Consider the following 17,561-nt stretch of genomic DNA (forward strand, 5'->3'; position numbering starts at 1 on the left):
GCGGCGTCAGGCGGCCGCCCTGACGCCGCTCCTCGCGTGGAGCGCACCGGGGACGGCGCTCGCTGATCACACTCACTCGCCGGCGGCCACCAGGGCGCGTAAGCGGTCGATGGCCTCGGCGCGCACACCGGCCAGCACCGGCTCGTCGTCCAGGGCGGCGGCGCGGACCGGTACGTGCCGGGGCATCCGCTCGGTGGCGGCCCGGATCTCGGCCACCAGCGCCGGCCCCCACGGGCCGCCGATCACCACCTCGCGCGGATCGGCCAGGGCGATCACGGCGGCGACGACACCGCCGACCGCGGAGCCGAGGGCTGCCCGCGTGGTGGCGTCGCTCGTCAGCAGCCGGTCTACGTCGATCGCCGTCTTGTCGCCGCGTGCTCCTGTGCCGTCGGAGCGTTCGCGGCGCAGGTCCAGCTCGCCGAAGAGCTCGATGAAACGGATCGCGCGGCCGTCCGGGCCGACGGTGAGCATGTGGGCGATCTCGCCGGCCAGGCCGGTGTGGCCGCGGCGCACCTCGCCGTCGCTGACGATGGCGCAGCCCAGGCCCTCACCCAGGTAGAGGTACGCGAAGTCGCCGGCCCCGTGGCGATCGCGTTCGGCCAGGGCCGCCCAGTTCACGTCGTTGTCGACGATGATCGGGCCGTCCACGAAGCGGCCGAGGATCGCGACCGGGTCCAGCTCGCCGACCAGGAAAGGCGCGTCGGGCAGGTGAACCAGCCGGCCGGTGGCCCGGTCGACCGGGTCGGCGGCACCGACGACGGCCAGGCGAATCGGTGGGCCGTCCTCGCCGCGCGCCTGCTGGGCGGCCGCGGAGATCGCGGTGGCGACTTTCGAGGGGTCGGCCGGGCGTGCGGCGCGGCCGACGACGTCGCCGTAGACGTCGACGCACTCGGCGACGACGCCCTCCGGGGCGATGGTGACCGCCAGGGCGACGCCGATCGTGGGGGAGAGCGCGTAGTACGACCCGACCCGGCCTCGCCCCCGGCCGCCGGGGGTGCGTTCGCCGGTGTCGGCCACCAGGCCGCGCGCGGCCAGGCGGCGCACGCTCTCGCCGGCGGTCGGCCTCGAGATGCCGATCTCGGTGGCCAGCTCGGCGCGGGTCAGGCGGCGGTGGCGCATGAGCGTACGCAGTACGTGCTCGTCGCTGGTCTCCACGTGCCGATTCTAGTAAGGGGGCTTGCCCAGAATGAAAGCGACACGTACCGTCATTCAAGTAAGGAGACCTGACTAGAAGGAGGCGCCGTGCCGGCCATCACCGCTCTGCCGCACTGGGAGGAGACTCCCGCCGACCTGGCCGCGGCCACCCGTGAGATCAAGGCCGCGCTGCGCGCTCGCATCGAGGCGTCCGGCCGTACGGTCGACGAGGTCTTCGCCGTTGTCGAACAGCGCGTGCAGGCCGCCATCGACGACATCGTCGCGACCCGCCGCCGCGGCGAGGAGATCTGGCCGGTCGTCGACTACGCCGACATCGAGGCCGGCACCGCCCCCACGGAACTGCTCAAGAAGCGCGGTTGTCTCGTCGTGCGCGGGCACTTCGAGCGGGAGCAGGCGCTGCGCTGGGACCAGGACATCGTCGACTACGTCGAAGGCAACCGCTTCTTCGAGAACTACCGCGGTCCCGGCGACGACTTCTTCGGCAGCGTCGGCTCCAAACCCGAGATCTACCCGATCTACTGGTCGCACGCGCAGATGCAGGCCCGGCAGAGCGAGCGCATGGCCACGGTGCAGGCCTTCCTCAACAGCCAGTGGAAGCACACGGCGCCCGACGGCACGCAGTGGTTCGACCCGAACCGGGACTCGCTCTACCCCGACCGGATCCGCCGCCGCCCGGAGGGCGCCGACTCGGCCGGCCTCGGCACACACCTCGACCCGGGCACCCTCGACCTGTGGATGACCCAGGCCTACCAGCAGGCCTTCCGGCACCTGTTCGACGGCAGCGTCGAGCAGTACGACCCGTGGGACGCCGCCCATCGCACCGACGGACCGCAGTACCCCGGCTCCACGATGTGCTCGGCCTTCCGCACGTTCCAGGGCTGGACCGCCCTGTCCGACATGGACCACGACCAGGGCGTACTGCACACCGTCCCGATCCCCGAGGCGATGGCGTACCTGATGCTGCGCCCGCTGCTGTCCGACGTTCCCGACGACGACATGTGCGGCGTCACCGTCAACCAGGTCTTCCCGGCCGGCCACAAATGGCACGCCCCTCTCATGGAGGCCCTGTCCGGCATCCCCGACGTCCGCGCCGGCGACTCCGTCTGGTGGCACTGCGACATGATCCACAGCGTCGCCCCGGTCGAGGCGCAGAAGGGCTGGGGCAACGTCATGTACATCCCGGCCGCGCCGTGGTGCCCGCGCAACGAGAAGTACGCCGCCAACGTCCGCGACGCCTTCGCCAAGGGCGAAAGCCCCTCGGACTTCCCGGCCGAGCACTACGAGCGCGAATGGCCCGACCGCTTCCAGCCCAGCGACCTCAACGACATCGGCCGCCGCGGCCTCGGCCTGGCCTGAGATCTCACCAGGCGGTCAGCACCAGGTGGTTGACCAGCAGGGCGGTGACGGCCTGCGCGGCCAGCCACCACCGTCGATCGTGCCGCGGCAGCAGCGCTGCCGCGGCCGGAAGCCAGACCGCGAACGGCAGCCAGATCCGCTCGACCTCGGCCTTGCTCATCCCGGACAGGTCCGCCAAAAGAGCGGCCGCCGCCCACGCCGCGACAAGTGGAGCGCGGGCGGCACGGCGCAGGATCGGGGCCGCGGCCGGGCCGGCGCAGAGAGCGAACGCCGCCAGATTCGCCCACACCCAGTACGCGTACGGGCGGTCGGAGGCCAGACCCTGGTAGTAACGCAGGCGTACCAGCGAATAGCCGTGCCACCACGCGAAACCCAGCAGCGTCATCGCCGCCACGACCGCGGCCGCCCCCAGAACGGCCCAGATCAGCAGCCGCCACCGGGTGCGGCGAACCGCGACCACCGCGAGGGCGGGCAGCGCCAGCAGAACCAGGCCGTAGGAGAGGTACGCGCAGGCGGCCAGCCCCACCCCGCCGGTGGCGACCGCCCACGGCGAAGGACGAGACAAGCCGACGGTCAACAGCGCGATCGCGCCCGCCGCCGCCCCCGCGAAGAGGCCGTCGGCCGAGGCGCCGACCCAGACGGCCCCGGGGAAGAGAACCAAAAAAGGGGCCGCGGTCCGGGCCGCTCGCTCGTCGCCCAAGGCCCGCACGGTAACCAGGATCGCCGCAGTCGCGAAGGCCCCGGCCACTATGCAGAACACCGCCGCCCAGGCGCCGCCGCCCAGCCCGATCCGATCCAGGCCGACGAAAGCGAGCAGCGCCCCCGGGGGATGCCCGGCCACATGGGTGGTCCACGGGTCGGGGCCGCCGTCCAGGATGCGGCCCTCGAAACCCCGCAGCATGGCGGGAACGTCGGTCACGCCGGGCACTTCGGCGAGATATTCGTACGGCGTGGTCAGCCGCCCCGCGACACCGCGCCCCCAGCCGTCCACCAGCGCCAGGGCGAACGTCCACGCGGTCGCGGCGGCCCAGGTCGCCGCGAGCAGCGTCCGCCACGGCACCCGCTCCGCGAGGCGCGGACCCCACCGGATCACCGCCAGGGCGACAGCGATCGCGGCCGGGGTGCCCGGCCCGGCGTGCGGGAGCACATGGCCGAAGAGAGGAGCGGCCGACGCGTGCACCGGCCGCCCGGCCAGCCCAAGGACCGCGCCGGTCGCCGCCGCCAGCGCGACCAGCCCGGCCACCGCGGCCAGCGCCCACCGGTCGGCCCGGGAAGACGGCCACAACTTGAGCAACCGTGGCGACACGTTGCGCCGGCCGCCGCGGTTCTGATCCGGGTCGCTGTCCGGCAAAGGCTCGCGCCGGCGCGAGGGTGAGAGCTGTGCCGGGTCGCTGTCCGGCAAGGGTTCGCGGCGCCGGCCGCCGTGCGACGGCGACTTCTGATCGGGGTCGCCGTGTGGCGAATTCCGGTCGGGGTCGCCGTGTGGCGAATTCCGGTCGGGGTCGCCGTGTGGCGAATTCCGGTCGGGGTCGCCGTGCGGTGAATTCCGGTCGGGGTCGCCGTGCGACGGCGCATTCTGGTCGGGACTGCCGTTCGGGACGGGCTTGCGGCGGCGGATCAGCCGCGCAGGGGCGCGCACGCGAACTCCCGCAGACCGTCGACGGGTGGCACCACGGCGTGAAAGCCGAGCTCGGCCGCCGCGCGGGCGGGGGAGGCCACAACATGGCGTACGTCGCCGAGCCGGAACCGGCCGGTCACGTGCGGGCGAGGGCCGCCGAAGGCGTCCGCGAGCGCCCCGGCCATCTCACCGACGGTGGTCGGCCGCCCCGAGGCGACGTTGAACGCCCGAAATCCACCACCCCACGGAGCCCACCCTCCCAAGGGGGAAGCCCCCGACGCCATTCTCCCGGAATTTTCGATGATCGTGCTGGTGGGCTGTGGACAAGCCGGCACTGTGGAAAACTCGCGTGTGCCCGCCAGTGCGGTCACGGCGTCCAGAGCCGCGACATTGGCCGCCGCCACGTCGTCCACATGCACGAAATCCCGTAACTGGCCCCCATCCTCGTACACCTGCGGCGCCTCGCCCCGCTCCAGCGCCGACCGGAAGATCGCCGCCACCCCGCTGTACGGCGTGTCCCGCGGCATGCCCGGCCCGTACACGTTGTGGTAGCGCAGCGCCGCCACCGTACCGCCACACTCCCGCGCCCACGCCGCGCACAGGTGTTCCTGCGCCACCTTCGTCGCCGCGTACACGTTGCGCGGATCCACCGGCGTCTGTTCGTCCACCAGTCCTGGTTTCAGCGGGCACCCGCAGTCCGGGCAGGGCGGTTCGAATCGTCCCGCGAGCAGTTCGGCCGCTTCCCGGGCGGCGGGCCGGACCGCCCCGTGCCGCTCGCAGCGGTAGTTCCCTTCCCCGTACACCACCATCGAGCTGGCGAGCACCAGCCGCCGGATGCCGGCCTCGTTCATCGCGGCCAGCAGCACCGCCGTTCCGAGGTCGTTGCAGCTCACGTATTCGGGGAGGTCGCCGGGCCCGGCGCCGAGCCCGACCAGCGCGGCCTGGTGCACCACCGCGTCGACGCCGCGCAGCGCCTCGCGGACGGCTGCCGGGTCGCGTACGTCGGCCCGGTGCAGTGTGACGCCGTCCGGTACTTCCGGCGGGCTGGTGTGCGCCACCGGATGAAAGCTGTCGAGTACGGAAACCTGGTGGTTCGCGGTGGTCAGGGCTGCGGTGACCGCCGAGCCGATGAATCCGGCGCCGCCGGTCACGAGGATGTGGGCCATGGCGGTGACCATAGGTTCGCTGGCCGGGTGGTGCGGCGGTGCGAGCCGATCCGTCAGCGCTTCGTAAGGACTGGCGGTGACGTTCGCGTTCCGTAAGATCCGGGGGCGCCGACCGGGCATAGCTTCGGCGTTCATGACCGATGTGGTGTTGCCCTGCCTCAACGAGGCCGCCGCCCTGCCGTGGCTGCTGTCCCGCATGCCGGCCGGGTTCCGGCCGATTCTCGCCGACAACGGCTCGACCGACGGGTCCCGGGAGGTGGCCCGCCGTCTCGGCGCGCGGGTGATCGAGGTCGACCGGCGTGGGTACGGCGCCGCCGTGCACGCCGGGGTTCTGGCTTCGGACCCGGACGACGGCGTCGTCTGTGTGCTCGACGCGGACGGCTCGTTCGATCCGGCCGAGTTGCCCCGGCTCGCCGGCCCGGTGCGGGACGGCGACGCCGATCTCGTCGGTGGCCGCCGTCGTCCGACCGGCGTGCGGGCCTGGCCCGTGCACGCGCGTCTCGGCAACGCGGTCGTCGCCCGTCGGGTGCGCCGCGCCACCGGCCTGCCGGTGCACGACATCGCCCCGATCCGCGCCGCTCGCCGTGACGCGCTGCTCGCGCTGGACGTGCGGGACCGCCGGTGCGGCTACCCGCTGGAGCTGCTGCTGGCCGCGGCCCGGGCGGGTTGGCGGGTACGCGAGCTCGACGTCGCGTATCACCCCCGTGCGGCCGGGACCCGGTCGAAGGTGACCGGGACCGTTCGCGGGACGGTACAGGCGATCAACGACATGCGGGCGGTGCTGAGCCGATGATCCAGATTCTGGTCATGGCCAAGGCTCCCGTCCCCGGCCGGGTGAAGACCCGCCTCTGCCCGCCCTGCACGCCGGCCGAGGCGGCGGTGCTGGCCGGGGTGGCGCTTGCCGACACCTGGAAAACCGTCGATCAAGTTCCGGCCGTACGGCGGACCACCGTCCTCGAAGGCAGCTACCCCGTGCCGTCGGGTTGGTGCCGGGTGGCGCAGCGCGGTGAGGGGCTGGGGCAGAGATTGGCGTACGCGTTCACCGACACCGCCTTGCCCGGCGTGCCGACGCTCCTGATCGGCATGGACACCCCGCAGCTCACCGCGGATCTGCTGTGCGCGGCGGCCGAGGCGCTGGTCCGGACCGGTTCCGTTCTCGGGCCGGCCCACGACGGCGGATGGTGGGCCCTGGGCCTGCGGGACACGGACGCCGCCCGGGTGTTGCCGGCCGTTCCGATGTCCACACCGGACACCGGCGCTTCGACTCTGGCCGCCTTGCGAACCCGCGGCGTCCAGCCGTACCTCCTGCCGCCTTTACGCGACGTCGACACCGCCGCCGACGCCTTGGAGGTGGCCGCCGCCTGCCCCGACACCGCGTGTTTCCCCACCGCGGTCCGCCGCATCCTCGCACCCGTGGCGGCCGGTTCCGAGCGGATGGGCACGGGTTCGCGGTTCGCGTCCGGCCCGGTCGCGTCCGGCCCGGTCCTGGGTGGGCGGGTCTTGGGCGCGCAGGGCGCGGGTGGGCGGGCCGTGGACACGTGGGCCGTGGACGCGCGAGTCGCGGGTGGGCCGGTCGCGGCCGGGCCGGGCGTGGACGCGCGGGTCGCGGGTGGGCCGGGCGTGGACGCGCGGGTCGCGGGTGGGCCGGGCGTGGACGCGCGGGTCGCGGGTGGGCCGGTTGTGGGTGGGGCGGCATGAGCGCGACGGTGGCCGACTGCGCGACGGCGGAGCGGTCGGCCCTCGTGGTCTACGAGCGGGCGCTGGCACGGGCCACGGCCGGGGAGGACGCGACGCTTGCGCTGCGCGACGTTCACGGGCGCGAACACCGGGTCGACGCCGCCGGGTGGTGCGGGTCGGTGCGAGCCGGTGACGGCGGGCTGCTCGATCGGTGCGGCGGGGCCACCCTCGATGTGGGATGCGGGCCGGGCCGGCTCACCCGGGCTCTGCTGGCCGGGGGACGGCCGGCGCTGGGCATCGATGTGAGTGCGGCCGCCGTACGGCTGGCCCTGGCCCGGGGTGCGCTGGCCCTGCGCCGGGACGTCTTCGCGGCGGTGCCCGGCCATGGGCGGTGGGAGCACCTGCTGCTCGCCGACGGCAACGTGGGCATCGGCGGCGATCCGGCCGCGCTGCTGGGGCGCTGCCGTGACCTGCTCGCGCCGCACGGGCTGCTGCACGCCGAACTGGAGGCGCCGGGCGCCGGCAGCTGGGCGGGAACGGCCACCCTGCGGGACGGGAGCGGCGGGCCGGCGGCGCCGCTGCGCTGGGCGCAAGTGGCCGCCGACGACCTCGCGCCCCTGGCCCGGGCGGCGGCGTTGGTCATCCGGACGACGTGGACGGAGGCGGGCCGATGGTTCGCGACGATGACTCCCGCCTGACGCGGATTCTGACCTGGCCCACCTCGCCGGGACCGTCGAGGTCGGCCCGCCTGACGAGCTTGCTGGGGGTGGCGCTCGGCGCCGCGTTCGGCGTCTGTTTCGTCACCGGCGTCCTGAGCCACCTCATCCAGCACCCGCCCGGCTGGTTCTGGTGGCCGTCGCGGCCGGCCGGGCTCTACCGGTTCACCCAGGGCCTGCACGTGGCGACCGGCCTGGCCACGGTTCCGCTGCTCGGCGCGAAACTCTGGTCGGTCTACCCACGGTTGTTCATCTGGCCGCCGGTGCGCGGTGTCGCTCACGCGGCCGAGCGCGCGAGCGTGGCCGCGCTGGTCGCCGCCGCGCTGTTCCAGGTGGTGAGCGGCGTGCTCAACACAGCTCACCTGTACGCGCCGATGCCGTTCTTCTTCACCACCGCCCACTACTGGATCGCCTGGCTGGCGGTCGGCGCCCTTCTGACACACATCGGCGTCCAGCTGCCCGCGGCCCGCACCGCGCTGCGCCGCCGGCACATCTCCGCGCCCCAGCAAGAGAGGGCGGGCGAGCAAGCGCGGGATGAGGGAACCGGCGGTGAGAGGGCGGGCGAGGAAGCCCGGGATGAGGGAACCGGCGATGAGAGGACGGCCGAGGAAGCGCGCGATCAGGGAACCGGCGGTCAGAGGACGGCCGAGGAAGCGCGGGAGAAGGGGAGGGCCGGCGAAGGCGGCAAAGACGAAGAAAGTGAAGAAAGTAAAGAAGGGAGCGAGGGGGAAGCCGCCGGCGGAAAGGGCGCTGTAGCGCGGCGGCAGGTGCTGGTGGCGGTCGGGGTGGCCGCCGGTGTCGTCACGGTGGCCACAGTGGGGCAGACCGTCGCTCCGCTGGCCGCGGTCAGTGTGCTGGCGCCGCGGCGGCGCGGTGACGGGCCGCAGGGGCTGGCGGTCAACCGGACCGCGGCGGCGGCCGGGGTTCGCGAGGCCGCGCTCGATCCGGCCTATCGCCTCGTGGTGGCCGGTTTCGGTCGCGAGGTCGCGCTGAGCCTGGCCGATCTGGCGGCGATGCCGCAGCACAGCGCCGTGCTGCCGATCGCCTGTGTGGAGGGCTGGAGCGCGACCGCGACCTGGTCGGGTGTGCGGCTGCGCGACCTGGCCGGTCTGCTGGGCCGGGACGTGGCCGGCGTGGAGGCCGAGGTCGTGTCGTTGCAGGCGTCCGGGCGCTATCGCAGTTCGGTCGTGGCGGGGCCGCACCTCGGCGACGATCGGACGCTGATCGCTCTGCGGCTCGGGCGGGAGGCCCTCGACGCCGACCACGGCTTTCCGGCCCGGCTGATCGCGCCGAACCGGCCCGGTGTGCTGCAGACCAAGTGGGTGGCCAGGATCTCGGTGCGGAGAGCCCGATGAGGCGCCTTCTGGTGGTGGCCGGGACGCTGGTCATGGCGTACGCGGTGATCGGGGCCGCCCGGGACCCGCACCGGCTCGGGATTCTGGTGTTCCTGGCCGCCGTGCTGGTCCTGCACGACGCCCTGTTCCTGCCGCTCGTGCTGGCCGGCGGCGCGCTGATCGACCGGTTCGTGCCACCCGCCGGGCGGCCCGGCGCGCGCCTGACCGGCGTGGTGGGTCTCGCCGTCGCCGTGGTCGCCGTTCCGCTGGCGATCGGGCCGCTCCCCGGCCCGTACCTCTGGGGAACGCTCCTGATACTGGTGGTGACCGTCGCCGGTCGTAAGGGAATCGAAAGGTTGCGGGCCGGGCGTCGCGGGCGTGCGCATGGGTAGCCTCCGAACGTGACCCATCAGGTACTCGTCGTCGATGACGACCCGACCGTCAGCGATGTGGTGCGCCGCTACCTCGAGCAGGACGGCTGCCGGGTGCGGCTCGTCGCCGACGGGCTGGCCGCGCTGGCCGCCGTCGACGCCGAGTGTCCCGATCTGGTGGTGCTCGATCTCATGCTCGGTGGCGTCGACGGGCTCGACGTGTGCCGCCGGCTCCGCCGCGAGCAGCCGGGGCTGCCGGTGGTCATGCTGACCGCGCTGGGCGAGGAGAGCGATCGGGTGCTCGGTCTGGAGGTCGGCGCCGACGACTACGTGACCAAGCCTTTCAGCCCGCGGGAGCTGGTGTTGCGGGTGCGTTCGGTGCTGCGCCGCACCGCGCCGCAGGCCCCGCCGCGCCCGGCGCTGCTGCGCGACGGCGACCTGGTGGCCGACACCGGCCGGCGCACGGCGGAACTGGCCGGGCGCCCGCTCACGTTGACCGTGCGCGAGTTCGACCTGCTGGAGTTCCTGCTGCGGCATCCGGCGCGCGCCTTCTCCCGGGCCGAGCTCCTCGACCGGGTGTGGGGGTGGCAGTTCGGCGACCAGTCGACGGTGACCGTGCACGTGCGGAGGCTGCGCGAGAAGATCGAGGCGGATCCGGCGGCGCCGAAGCGGCTGCTGACCGTCTGGGGCGTGGGCTACCGGTACGAGCCGGGCCATGCGTGACATCGCGCTGATCGGCCTCTACTCGCTGGCCGCGGGCGCGGTCGTCGGCCTGCTCGGCGCCGCCGCGCTGCGGGCGCTGCGCGGCCGGTCGATCGCCGTGCACGTGTGTGTGCTGCTCGCCGTCACCGTGGCCGCGGTGGCCGCCGGGGTCGTCACCGTCGCCCGGGCCATGTTCCTCTCCGCCCACGACATGCGGGTCGTCCTGGTCACCGTGGCCGCGTCGGCCGTGGTGAGTCTGGTCCTGGGCGCCGTGTTCGGGCGCCGGCTGGCCGCCGCCGCGGTGTGGGCGGCCCAGGCCCGCGAGCGGGAACGGCGGATGGAGGCCGGCCGCCGCGACCTGGTGGCCTGGGTGTCGCACGATCTGCGCACCCCACTGGCCGGGCTGCGCGCGATGACCGAGGCGCTGCAGGACGGGGTGGTGGCCGACCCGGCGACCGTGGCCGAGTACCACCGCCGCATCGGCGCCGAGACCGACCGGATGAGCGGCCTGGTGGACGATCTGTTCGAGCTGTCCCGTATCCACGCCGGCGCGCTGCGGCTCACCCCGGCCGACCTGCCGCTGGCCGACGTGGTCTCGGACGCGGTGGCCGCGGTCGCCCCGCTGGCCGGCAGCCGCGGGATCCGGGTGGTCGCGGCCGGGCACGAGTGGCCGGTGGTCACCGCCGGTGCGGCCGAGCTCAACCGGATCCTCGACAACCTGCTCACCAACTCGGTGCGCTACACCCCGGCCCACGGTGTCATCCACGTCGACGCCGGCCGGGACGGCGGCGTGGTCTGGTTCGCGGTGTCGGACAGCTGCGGCGGCATCCCGGAGGACGATCTGCCACGGGTCTTCGACGTCGCTTTCCGCGGCACCCGGGCCCGCACTCCGGAGACCGCCGGGGGCGGCGGGCTCGGGCTGGCCATCGTGCGCGGTCTGGTCGAGGCGCACGGCGGCCAGGTGCGTGCCCAGAACGTCACGGGCGGCTGCCGCTTCGAGGTGCGCCTGCCCGGCGCGGCGGCGCGCTGAGCGAAAATCTTTCCGGGCGGACTGCACAGCGGCGCCGCGAGGCCCGTCCTAGTGGCGTGACCTTCGAGCAATTCGCGATGGCCCGGCTGCCCAGTCTCCTGCGCTTCACGGTCGTCCTCTCCGGCGACCGCGACCTCGCCCAGGACATTGTGCAGGAGGTGCTGGCCCGGGTCCAGGCCCGCTGGCGGCGGATCAGCGGGACCGAAGACCTGGAGGCGTACGTCGGGCGCATGGTGCTCGACGAGTACCTGTCCTGGCGGCGCTTCTGGGCGGTCCGCCGGCTGCGGCACGTCCAGGGCAGCGTCCCCGGCGATCTGTGGCAGCGCCTGGCCGGCCTCGGCCGCAAGCAGCGGGCCGTGCTGGTGCTGCGCTACTACGAGCAGCTGGACGACGGCCAGATCGCCGACTGGCTGGGCAGCTCCCGGCCGGCCGTGCGGGGCCTCGCGACGAAGTCGCTGAAAGCGCTCCGGCTGGAGCCGGAGCTGACCGAACGCATTCCCGCCGAGGAGAAGTCGTGACTGAGCAGCACCCCGACCAGCTGCGTGAGGTATTCGCGGAGCACGAGAACAACACCGGAGACCCCGCCGCCGTCTACGCCCGCGTGGTCGAGCTCTCCGGCCGCTACAAGCGCCGCCGGCGGGGCGCCCAGATCGCGGCGGGCGGCGTGCTGGGCGCCGGCCTGATCGCCGGCGCGGTGAACCTGCCGGCCTTCCTGCCGGGCAGTTCGGGGGCCACGACGGCCGCCATTCCGGTCGCCGCCGCCCCGGCCGTCTCGGCGTCGTCCGCGCCGAGCGACGAGGAGCTGCAGAAGCGCTGGGAGGCGTACGCCGCTGCCGGCTACGGCCTCGGTGACGCCGAGAAGCTGGCCAAGATCTGGCGGCTGCGCGACACGTCGGCCGTCAAGGCCGAGGCCGGCCGCCGTCTGCTGCTGGGCGAGACCCTGCCGGTCGGGCCGCACCAGGACGTCGTGCCGTCCGACCCGGCCACCTCGCCCGAGCAGGACAAGCAGTACGCGGCGTTCTTCGACGCCGGCTACGTGTGGGCCGACGCCGAGAGGCTGGCCACGATCTGGCACCTGAGCGACCCGCCGGCGGCCAAGCTCGAGGCCGGCAAGCGCCTGCTGGCCGGGCAGGACCTGCCGGTCAAGCCCAAGCCGGCCAACGTCGAGGCGGCCAAGGAGCAGAAGGACGAGATCAAGCGGGTCGACGTCTTCTTCGCCAGGGGCTACGACGGCCAGGACGCGGCCAAGCTAGCCGAGCTGTGGAATCTGCCGAACCCGTTCGCGGCCAAGATCGAGGCCGGCAAGCGGCTGCTGGCCGGGCAGACCCTGCCGATTCAGCCCTGACCGCTCGGGGGCCCGGTACCCGGTGCCGGGCCCGCGAGGGGAAATAGGGTGATCCCGCCGCCTGTTCCGGCGGCTCGCCCTCGTGCCGGGGGCGTCGACCGGGCCCGAGCTGGCGGCGGTGCTGGCCGAGGAGCCGCTGCTGACCACCGAGGACGCCCTCGACGACCTGGTCGACCTCAGCCTGCTCCAGCAGCGCCCCGACGGGCGCCTGAAGTTCCACGACCTTCTCCGGTCGTACGCCTCGGAGGCGCTCGACGCGGAGGAGGGCCCGGCCGACCGGGCGGCCACCGTGGCGCGCCGCGACGCCTGGCTGCTGGACACCGCCATCGTGGCCGGACGGCACTTCCGGTGAGCTCGAGCTGCGCCGGTGCCAGGGCGAGAACGTGGGCGCGATGGTCCGTGCCCTGACCCGGCGGGCCGCCATCCACGTCGAGCTGGGCGACCTCGAGGCAGCCCGGGCCGACATGGCCGCTTTCGTGAAGCTCCGGGACCGCGCCGGCGAGCAGGTGACCGAGCCCGGCCCCGTCCGCGACCGCATCGAAGCGGTGTACGCGGCGCTGGACGGCGGCTGAGATGATCATGGCATGCGCATCGAGGACTATCTTGACACTCTCCGCCGCGACGGCGAGCTCGTGGCCGAGGCCGCCGGGCGGACCGGGCTGGACGCCGTGGTGCCGGCCTGCCCCGGGTGGCAGGTCCGGGACGTGCTGCTGCACCTCGGCGGCGTGCACCGGTGGGCCGCGGCCCACGTCGCGGACCGCCTCGAGCGCCCCGGCGGCGAGGAGGGGTTCTTCACCCGCGTCGGCGACGAGGCGCTGATCGACTGGTTCCGGTCCGGGCACAGCGCCCTGGTCGGCACGCTGGCCGGCGCCGATCCCGAGCTCACCTGCTGGAGCTTCATGCCGGCGCCGTCGCCGCTGGCCTTCTGGGCGCGCCGGCAGGCGCACGAGACGGCCGTGCACCGCGCCGACGTCGAGTCCGCGGACGGGGCCACACCGGCCTGGGCGCCGGCGTTCGCGGTCGACGGCGTCGAGGAGCTGTTGCGGGGGTTCTTCGGCCGGGGACCCGAACGGATGGCCTGCGAGCCGCCGGTCACCATCGCGCTGACGGCCACCGACGCCGAGGCGGCGTGGACCCTTCGGATGGACGCCGGCGGATTGCACGTGGCCGACGGCGCCGCACCGGCCACCACCCTGACCCTGTCCGGGGCCGCCACCGACCTGTACCTGTTGCTGTGGAACCGGGGTGGCCCGGACCAGCTCGCCGTCGACGGTGACCTCGGTGCCCTGGACGCGTGGCGGAGCCGGGCCACGGTCTCGTGGAGCTGACCAGCCCGCCCGCCGGGCGCATTTCGGGTGCCCGGCGAGCGTGCTGATCACTTTCAGTTGGTGAAGACGGCCGGCGTGCCCTCGACGGAGCTGTCCAGGACCGGCGCGTAGCGGGCGGTGAAGAAGCCGCTGCCCGGGCAGGTGACCGGGCCGGAGAACTTCGCGAACGCCTGCTGGGTGAAGGTGATCGAGTTGTCGTCGTTGGCCGATACGCCGGTGATGGCGTTGCCGGTGGCGCGGTAGACGCAGGTGACCGAGCCGAGGATGGTGCCCAGGCTCAGCGTGGTCTGGATCGGGGCGGCGTCGGTGCCGCTCACGGTGACGGCGCCGGTGGCGCTGTCGACAGTGGTGGCGAACGGCGTGTTGTTCACCGTCACGCTGTTCACCCGGGTGACGCCGAAGATGTTCGCGGTACAGCCGGCGAACGTGTGCGAGGTGACCGACTCGCTGGCGACGCCCGGCGCCTCGGGGTTGTCCACGACAGTGGCCGTGAAGGCCGACTGTGCGCACTTGATGCCGGTGCTCCCGCCGGCCGTGGTGGTGAAGTCGGCGGTGGTGCCGGTGGCGACCGAGGCGGTCAGCACATCGCCGACGGCGGCGGCGGTGCCGCCGGCCGCCTCGACGGTCAGCACGGCCGGGGCGTCGGCCAGGGCCGGGGTGGCGCCCAGGCCCACGGAGGCCGCGACCGCGGTGATCACGAAGATGGTTCGGTACGCGCGCATGGCTTCTCTCCTCATAGTCCGGATAAGCGCTGGTACCGACGTTGACGCTCGACTTGTCGGTTTATAGACCCGGCCGGACGTGACGTCAAGGCAACTTCGGCGTAACAAAGCACGACCTGCGATCCGCGGCCGTACGACTTGACCGCTCCGCTACCCGGGAGTAACTTCGGCCAAATCGACATTGACGCTCGACGATATTGAATCGCGATTTGTCGATCTAGGAGTTGCCCATGAGAACGTTGCCAGTGAAAACTCGGCGGGAAACAAGCTGGAAGCGCTTCGGCGCCATGTTCGGCATCACCGCGGCGATGGCCGCCGGGCTGGTGGCGCTGACCGCGCAGGGCGTCCTGGCCGCCAACTTCTCGATCTCCGGAATGCCCTTCACGGTCACCGCGACCCAGCTCGAGGGCACCGGATTCGAGCAGTTCGCGGCGCTGGACAACATGATCGAGGACAGTCCCAACGCCGGTGACACCGGCGGCCAGGTGGTCGTCATCGTCTCGGCCATCGACAAGGCGGAATTGACCAAGCTCTGCCAGAGCGTCTCCCTCGGCGGCATGCATTTGAAAATCACCGCCGGCGACGCCGGTACGCCGGTCAAGGCCGACAGCCTGGTCGTCGACTCGGACCAGATCTCCGGCGAGGCCGACTTCAAGAACATCGATATCGGCCAGGACGCGAGCACCTTCGACAAGGTGAACGACCGGCGCAACGGCGGAAAGATCACCGGCGGCGCGGGCGTTTTCGGACAGCAGGCCGACACCGTGACCATCGCGAACCTGCGGCAGAACAACTACGCCACCACGGCGGCCCGGTTCACCCTGCCGCACCTGCGCATGGCCTTCACCGGCGACGGCTGCTGACGATGGGCGGGCGGTCGTCCTTCTCCCGATGGCGGCACGCCCGCCCCTTCTGGGGCGGCCTGCTCGTCACCCTGGCCGGCGCGGAGATCCTGATCTCGGTGAAGGCCCCCCTGCCGGTGGTCGTCCACGTCGGCATGCAGGGCCTGGCCGGCTTCCTGGTCCCGATGATCCTGCTGCTCTGCGGCATCCTGCTGCTGGTCAGCCCGGCCCAGCGCCTGTTCTACTCGCTGGTCGCGGCGGCCCTGAGCCTGGGCTCCTGGCTGACCTCGAACCTGGGCGGCTTCATCGTCGGCATGCTGCTCGGCCTGGTCGGCAGCGCCCTGGCCTTCGCCTGGAGCCCCCGCCCGGAAACCACCGAAGCCCCGGCCCCACCACCAGAACCCGAAGCCCACCCCGCGGCCTGGCCCCTTTCGGACGAAGCTTCCTCCCAGGGGCATCCCGCCGAGGCTCACGAGACCCTTGCCATGGCGCCCGACGACCTCGGCCCTTTGAACGATTCCCCGCCCTCACCGAACGACGACCCGGTGAGTCCGGCTCCCACCCCGCCGGAAAACCCATCCCGACCAGCCGGGCCCTCCACCACCATCGGCCCAAGGCATCGCAGCGCCGGCTGAGCGGCCGCGCCGGCTGAGTCGCCACCTCGGCCGAGTGGCCGCCGCGCCGGGTTGGTTCGCTGCCGGGCCGGTTGGGTCGCTGTCCCGGCGCACGGCAACCACGCCGCCTGGTTCCCAAAGGCGGCCGGGAGCCTTCTCCGGGTGCTGGAAGTCAGGGGCTTTCGAGTCCGGCTCAAGCGTCGGTTTCGGTGGTGGGGCCGGCCAACCAGGTGCGGGTCGAGGTTCGGCGCTTGACGGCCGGAGGCTCTGTCGTGTCCGGGAGGGCGTGGCGGTCTTGACGAGGCCGGCTCTGTCGGGGATGAAGCCCCATGCGCGTCGGCCGGAGGCTCCGCCGTTTCGGCCGAAGGCGTCCGGTCGCGGCAAGTCCTGGCCCGCGCGGCGCGCTGAGTGGAACCCGGCGGAGCGGTTGATCGTCCGCGAGTCGCCTCGGACATACCGGTCGAAAGCGTCACAGGCGTTGGCTCGGGGCCATCGTGACGTGGTCAGGGCTCCGGCCGATGGGGCGGGGTGCCGGTGCTGATCAGGTGGGCGGCCGCGGTCTGTACGGCCGGGTCCCGCCACACCACCGAGAGGCGGTTGTCGCCCAGGCGGGTGGCGGCTTCGGTGACCGCCGGGGCGATGGTGTGGCCCTGCGTGAAGGCGGTCAGTACGGCCGGGTGGATGTAGGAGGCGCGTGCCACGGCGGGGGTGTTGCCGAGCAGGGTGCTGGTGGCCCGTACGGCAGCCAAGGTCGTCGATTGTGCCTTTTGGCCGTGGTGGGCCCCGCCCAGGGCGGCCGCGGCCAGGACCGTGCCGGCCCAGGTGCGGAACTGCTTGGCGGTGGCGTCAATGCCGGTGTGGGTGTGGATGTACGCGTTGACGTGTGTGCTGTGTACGGGCTGCCAGGCGCCGTCGGGGCGTTGCCAGGCCAGGAACTCGGGGCCGATGTCGTCGCGGGCTATCAGGTGGCGCACCCAGGCGGCCACGGCCGGGTCGGTCACCTCGACGACGCGATGTTTGTGCTCCTTGGCTGTGTAGTCGAAGTGCACCGCGTCGTGGCTGACTTTGACGTGGTCGCGGTGGAGGGTGGTCAGGCCGTACGTCTCGTTGTCGCGGGCGTAACGCTCCGAGCCGACCCGGAAGAAGCCCAGGTCCAGCAGGCGGGCGGCGATGCTGAGCACCCGGTCACGGTCGAGGCGGCGGCGGCCGCGCGGGCCCGCGCCCAGCTCGGCGCCGACATGGTCGCGGAGCCGGGGGAGGGCGCCGGCGAAGTCCGGCAGGTGGGCGAACTTGTCGGAGGCGCGGGCCTCGGTCCACGCCCTGCTGTAGCGGTACTGGGTGCGGCCGGCCGCGTCGGTGCCGACGGCCTGGACCTTCGCCTCCGGGTCGGCCGCGACCCAGACGTCGTGCCAGGCGGGTGGCAGCTTCAGGGCGTGGATCCGGGCCAGAGTGGCGGCCGCGGTGACCGGGCGCCCGCCGGTGCCGGTGTAGCGGCCGGCCGGGTCGCGGCGGTAGCCGGGCGGCCGGGGATGATCGTCGGTCACGACGTAAGTGTTGCTCGCAGAAACTGACCCAGGTTCCTAGG

Annotated in this window: 20 protein-coding genes; 15 read left to right on the forward strand and 5 right to left on the reverse strand. The window is 73.2% G+C overall.

The genetic code is table 11. The features are described from left to right. Positions 1-72: 72 nt before the first annotated feature. Positions 73-1,155, reverse strand: a complete 1,083-nt coding sequence (locus ACGFJ7_RS31785) for an ROK family transcriptional regulator (protein WP_392645419.1) — start codon at positions 1,153-1,155, stop codon at positions 73-75. 87 nt (positions 1,156-1,242) lie between these two features. On the opposite strand from ACGFJ7_RS31785, the gene ACGFJ7_RS31790 reads away from it, so the two are divergent. Further along, complete coding sequence (locus tag ACGFJ7_RS31790; protein WP_392645420.1) at positions 1,243-2,511, forward strand: YbiU family protein; 1,269 nt, start codon at positions 1,243-1,245, stop codon at positions 2,509-2,511. A gap of 4 nt (positions 2,512-2,515) precedes the next feature. Here ACGFJ7_RS31790 and ACGFJ7_RS31795 read toward each other — a convergent pair whose 3' ends face one another. Together ACGFJ7_RS31795 and ACGFJ7_RS31800 are read right to left on the reverse strand one after the other, a co-directional pair. After that, the gene (locus ACGFJ7_RS31795; protein ID WP_392645466.1) at positions 2,516-3,817 is read right to left on the reverse strand and encodes a hypothetical protein; all 1,302 of its coding nucleotides are present in this window, start codon (positions 3,815-3,817) and stop codon (positions 2,516-2,518) included. Between the two features lie 311 nt (positions 3,818-4,128). Next, the gene (locus ACGFJ7_RS31800) at positions 4,129-5,295 is read right to left on the reverse strand and encodes an NAD-dependent epimerase/dehydratase family protein (RefSeq protein ID WP_392645422.1); all 1,167 of its coding nucleotides are present in this window, start codon (positions 5,293-5,295) and stop codon (positions 4,129-4,131) included. A 133-nt stretch (positions 5,296-5,428) separates the two neighbouring features. Here ACGFJ7_RS31800 and ACGFJ7_RS31805 point away from each other — a divergent pair, with 133 nt between their 5' ends. The 12 genes from ACGFJ7_RS31805 (at position 5,429) to ACGFJ7_RS31860 (ending at position 13,798) form a co-directional block, all read left to right on the forward strand. Further along, the gene (locus ACGFJ7_RS31805) at positions 5,429-6,088 is read left to right on the forward strand and encodes a glycosyltransferase family 2 protein (protein ID WP_360259994.1); all 660 of its coding nucleotides are present in this window, start codon (positions 5,429-5,431) and stop codon (positions 6,086-6,088) included. Further along, positions 6,085-6,993 carry a DUF2064 domain-containing protein gene (locus ACGFJ7_RS31810; RefSeq protein ID WP_392645424.1) on the forward strand — a complete coding sequence of 303 codons (909 nt, stop codon included), beginning with the start codon at positions 6,085-6,087 and terminating at the stop codon, positions 6,991-6,993. The genes ACGFJ7_RS31805 and ACGFJ7_RS31810 overlap by 4 nt, the downstream gene beginning before the upstream one ends. Further along, entirely contained in the window at positions 6,990-7,670 is a 681-nt protein-coding gene (locus tag ACGFJ7_RS31815; protein ID WP_392645426.1) for a methyltransferase domain-containing protein, read from the forward strand. Before ACGFJ7_RS31810 ends, ACGFJ7_RS31815 begins: the two co-directional genes overlap by 4 nt. Continuing rightward, positions 7,643-9,043, forward strand: coding sequence for a molybdopterin-dependent oxidoreductase (locus ACGFJ7_RS31820; protein WP_392645427.1), 1,401 nt, complete (start codon positions 7,643-7,645; stop codon positions 9,041-9,043). The genes ACGFJ7_RS31815 and ACGFJ7_RS31820 overlap by 28 nt, the downstream gene beginning before the upstream one ends. Further along, complete coding sequence (locus ACGFJ7_RS31825; protein ID WP_392645428.1) at positions 9,040-9,414, forward strand: hypothetical protein; 375 nt, start codon at positions 9,040-9,042, stop codon at positions 9,412-9,414. The genes ACGFJ7_RS31820 and ACGFJ7_RS31825 overlap by 4 nt, the downstream gene beginning before the upstream one ends. 9 nt (positions 9,415-9,423) lie before the next feature. Beyond that, complete coding sequence (locus tag ACGFJ7_RS31830) at positions 9,424-10,116, forward strand: response regulator transcription factor (RefSeq protein WP_360260005.1); 693 nt, start codon at positions 9,424-9,426, stop codon at positions 10,114-10,116. Next, positions 10,109-11,125 carry a sensor histidine kinase gene (locus ACGFJ7_RS31835; protein WP_392645430.1) on the forward strand — a complete coding sequence of 339 codons (1,017 nt, stop codon included), beginning with the start codon at positions 10,109-10,111 and terminating at the stop codon, positions 11,123-11,125. Before ACGFJ7_RS31830 ends, ACGFJ7_RS31835 begins: the two co-directional genes overlap by 8 nt. Positions 11,126-11,181: 56 nt before the next feature. After that, on the forward strand, positions 11,182-11,643 hold the full coding sequence (locus tag ACGFJ7_RS31840; RefSeq protein ID WP_392645432.1) for a sigma factor-like helix-turn-helix DNA-binding protein: 462 nt from the start codon (positions 11,182-11,184) through the stop codon (positions 11,641-11,643). After that, complete coding sequence (locus ACGFJ7_RS31845; RefSeq protein WP_392645433.1) at positions 11,640-12,470, forward strand: hypothetical protein; 831 nt, start codon at positions 11,640-11,642, stop codon at positions 12,468-12,470. Before ACGFJ7_RS31840 ends, ACGFJ7_RS31845 begins: the two co-directional genes overlap by 4 nt. Positions 12,471-12,552: 82 nt before the next feature. Further along, positions 12,553-12,822, forward strand: a complete 270-nt coding sequence (locus tag ACGFJ7_RS31850; protein ID WP_392645435.1) for a hypothetical protein — start codon at positions 12,553-12,555, stop codon at positions 12,820-12,822. A 40-nt stretch (positions 12,823-12,862) separates the two neighbouring features. Continuing rightward, the gene (locus tag ACGFJ7_RS31855) at positions 12,863-13,042 is read left to right on the forward strand and encodes a hypothetical protein (protein WP_360260015.1); all 180 of its coding nucleotides are present in this window, start codon (positions 12,863-12,865) and stop codon (positions 13,040-13,042) included. Positions 13,043-13,054: 12 nt separating this feature from the next. Next, positions 13,055-13,798 (forward strand): maleylpyruvate isomerase family mycothiol-dependent enzyme, encoded by a 744-nt coding sequence (locus ACGFJ7_RS31860; RefSeq protein WP_392645437.1) that lies wholly within the window; start codon positions 13,055-13,057, stop codon positions 13,796-13,798. A gap of 53 nt (positions 13,799-13,851) precedes the next feature. On the opposite strand, the gene ACGFJ7_RS31865 is transcribed toward ACGFJ7_RS31860, so the two are convergent. Beyond that, on the reverse strand, positions 13,852-14,520 hold the full coding sequence (locus tag ACGFJ7_RS31865; RefSeq protein ID WP_392645438.1) for a Tat pathway signal sequence domain protein: 669 nt from the start codon (positions 14,518-14,520) through the stop codon (positions 13,852-13,854). A gap of 230 nt (positions 14,521-14,750) precedes the next feature. On the opposite strand from ACGFJ7_RS31865, the gene ACGFJ7_RS31870 reads away from it, so the two are divergent. Together ACGFJ7_RS31870 and ACGFJ7_RS31875 are read left to right on the forward strand one after the other, a co-directional pair. Further along, positions 14,751-15,383: a DUF6230 family protein gene (locus ACGFJ7_RS31870; protein ID WP_360260022.1), complete on the forward strand. Its 633-nt coding sequence runs from the start codon at positions 14,751-14,753 to the stop codon at positions 15,381-15,383. 2 nt (positions 15,384-15,385) lie between these two features. After that, complete coding sequence (locus tag ACGFJ7_RS31875) at positions 15,386-15,997, forward strand: DUF6114 domain-containing protein (RefSeq protein ID WP_392645440.1); 612 nt, start codon at positions 15,386-15,388, stop codon at positions 15,995-15,997. 482 nt (positions 15,998-16,479) lie between these two features. Here the strand turns inward: ACGFJ7_RS31875 and ACGFJ7_RS31880 are convergent, their stop codons facing one another. Next, the gene (locus ACGFJ7_RS31880; RefSeq protein ID WP_392645442.1) at positions 16,480-17,520 is read right to left on the reverse strand and encodes a DNA topoisomerase IB; all 1,041 of its coding nucleotides are present in this window, start codon (positions 17,518-17,520) and stop codon (positions 16,480-16,482) included. Positions 17,521-17,561: the final 41 nt, after the last annotated feature.

Source organism: Actinoplanes sp. NPDC048988 (genome assembly GCF_043197815.1).
GTDB lineage: Bacteria > Actinomycetota > Actinomycetes > Mycobacteriales > Micromonosporaceae > Actinoplanes.